The organism is Atribacter sp. (assembly GCF_035418125.1).
Classification (GTDB): Bacteria; Atribacterota; Atribacteria; order Atribacterales; family Atribacteraceae; genus Atribacter; species Atribacter allofermentans.
Window position 1 is genome coordinate 1 of sequence record NZ_DAOLQM010000365.1, and the last position, 1,518, is coordinate 1,518.

Here is a 1,518-nt window from a genome sequence, read left to right on the forward strand (position 1 = left end):
CATCTTCGTAAGGGTGTCAAATTCCCTGATGGTACCGACTTTAACGCCGATGCAGTAGTCTATTCTCTCAAAAGACAGTTTGATCCCAATCATCCCTTCTTTAATAATGGGGAATGGGCATACTGGCAATGGATGTTTACTGATGTCAAGGATGTCGTTAAAGTCGATGATTACACCGCGCAAATTATTCTCAACAATCCTAATGCCACTATCATGACCAGCCTGCTATGTTCACTGCTTCCATGGTGAGTCCTGCAGCATGTGAAAAATATGGAGCCGATTTTTTTAAAAATCCAGTTGGGACTGGGCCTTTCAAATTCGTCGAATGGGTCAAAGATGACCATCTCACCTTAGAAGCCAATCTTGACTATTGGGGTGGACGTCCCTATGTCGATAAATTAATCTTCCGATCCATACCTGATCCTTCGGTTCGCCTTATTGAGTTGGAAAAAGGCACCATCGATAGTATGGAATATCCGACTGCCGATGATTTGGAGCGGATAAAAAATAATCCCAACCTCTATATTCAGGAAGCTCCTGGATTAAACGTTGGTTACTTAGCCATGAACATGGGTGAAGATACTCCAGGATTTGAGAAACCCTTTGGAGATGTTCGAGTCAGAAAAGCCATCGCCCATGCTATTAATAAGCCGGAAATTGTTGAATATCTTTACAAGGGAACAGCAGTTCCAGCTAAGAACCCTATTCCGCCCATCATGTGGAGTTACAACGATGCCATAGAAGATTATGAATATAATCCCGAAAAAGCCATTGAACTCTTGAAAGAAGCCGGTTATCCCAATGGTTTTGAAACGACCCTCTGGGCAATGCCAGTTTCTCGACCTTATATGTTTGATCCCCCCAAAATCGCCGAAGCCATTCAAGCTGACTTGGAAGCAGTTGGAATTAAAGCCAAGATATACTCGGTTGAATGGGGAACTTACCTCCAGGAAACTGAAGCGGGTAAACATCCGATGTGCTTGCTGGGTTGGACCGGAGATAATGGTGATCCTGATAACTTCATATACGTCCTGCTCGATAAGGATGCTGCTATTGTAGGGAGTGCCGGAAATGTTGCTTTTTACCGAAATGATGAACTGCACGACATTTTGATCAAAGCCCAGCGAACTTATGACATGGCTGAACGAACTGCTTTGTATGAGAAAGCTCAGGAAATTATTCATGCCGATGTTCCTTGGGTACCAATCGCTCATGCCAAAGTATTCATGGTTTTCAAGAAAAATGTTCATGGGTTTGTGATGTATCCAACCGAACGAAAATTCTTTAATACAGTTTGGATTGAGCAATAGTAAGTCCATTAATTTATAATTATGTTATTTTAAAGAAGGTTCGGAAAACTAATTTTTCCGAACCTTCTTTTTTTCACTATCATGTAAATATAGGAACGATTTTTATAAGTAATGTATTTATAGCGACCAATCATAATCTTATTCTGGGCTCTCACTTTTTGAGGTCGTGGCAATCTCTTGAGTCATCTTTAATTATTTGTAGTATTGT

Annotated in this window: 2 protein-coding genes; both read left to right on the forward strand. The window is 41.0% G+C overall.

Annotated features, from left to right (window positions below; all coding sequences use genetic code 11):
• A partial coding sequence (locus PLK24_RS11420) for an ABC transporter substrate-binding protein (RefSeq protein ID WP_324479254.1) occupies positions 1 to 249 on the forward strand: 249 nt, incomplete at its 5' end.
• Entirely contained in the window at positions 228 to 1,310 is a 1,083-nt protein-coding gene (locus tag PLK24_RS11425) for an ABC transporter substrate-binding protein (protein WP_324479256.1), read from the forward strand. The genes PLK24_RS11420 and PLK24_RS11425, both read left to right, overlap by 22 nt.
• Positions 1,311 to 1,518: the final 208 nt, after the last annotated feature.